Below are 959 nucleotides of genomic sequence, written 5' to 3' on the forward strand. Positions count from 1 at the left end.
CCTGGTTTCCTATGCTGGTTCAACAAATTATGAGAAAACTTATTATACCAATTCAGGGCAAATCAGGCCGCTTCAATTAGATGTTAACGGGACAGTAGTGATCAAAAGTAGAATTTTCTTGTAATTTATAAGCAGTAGGTTCTGTAATCAAAAAATCGAAATTCAGTGATAGCCAGGCCATGGCGATTCTCAAACAGGCGGAGTCAGGCGTGCCTGAGCTGTGTCGTGAACACGGTATGAGTATGCAACGTTTTACAAATGACGCAACAAATACGGCGGTATGGATGCTTCCATGATAGTTCAGCTTAAGGAACTGTAAGATAAAAACCGCCGGTTGAAAAAGATGTATGCCGAAGAGCTTTTGAAATCCGGGTTACGTCAGGAGGTGCTTGAAATAAATGGTAACGCCCCTGCAGCGGCATATATGGCCAACAGGCAATTATCACAGAAAGATCAGTGTCCGTTTGTTTTTGTGGATCTATGGTATCAGTGAAACCTGCTATCGCTATTGAGAGCTAGCCTCAGCGATGATAAATCGTATCACCGTTGATTTGCTGCTGCGGTTGACATACAGCCAGAGAAACTGGGGCCTTGTTTTATGCTTTCTGTATCTGCGCAATGTAAAAGGGTTTCCCTGGAATCACAAACGCGTTTACCGTATTTATCGGAAACGTGACCTGATGGCTTTATTGCGAGGTGATCCGACTATCCTTAATCACGTCTCTGATAGTCAGATGTCTCTGCTTTGAAAGTTAGCGGGACAGTAGTGGGTTAAGGTTATCAATCTAATTCTCAAAGTAACGCGTAGCTACAGATGTATGATCATTTCTGGTTTATATGACAGTAGAGAGGAAAGCGTTATAACCTGTTGGTAAAGATCTGGAAGATCAATCAAAATAGTCTAGAGCTATATGATTTATTCAACAAAGCCGATTGTTCATACTATTGGTTTCAATAAT

The 959-nt window shown here is 41.4% G+C and carries 1 pseudogene; it reads left to right on the forward strand.

Annotated elements, in window-relative coordinates:
* Positions 1-146 precede the first annotated feature (146 nt).
* A pseudogene (locus C7H79_RS19160) lies at positions 147-680 on the forward strand (transposase); the annotation flags it as partial.
* Between the last annotated feature and the right edge of the window lie 279 nt (positions 681-959).

The sequence above is a fragment of the Nitrosomonas supralitoralis genome (assembly GCF_003011925.2).
In the GTDB taxonomy this organism is placed as follows: Bacteria; Pseudomonadota; Gammaproteobacteria; order Burkholderiales; family Nitrosomonadaceae; genus Nitrosomonas; species Nitrosomonas supralitoralis.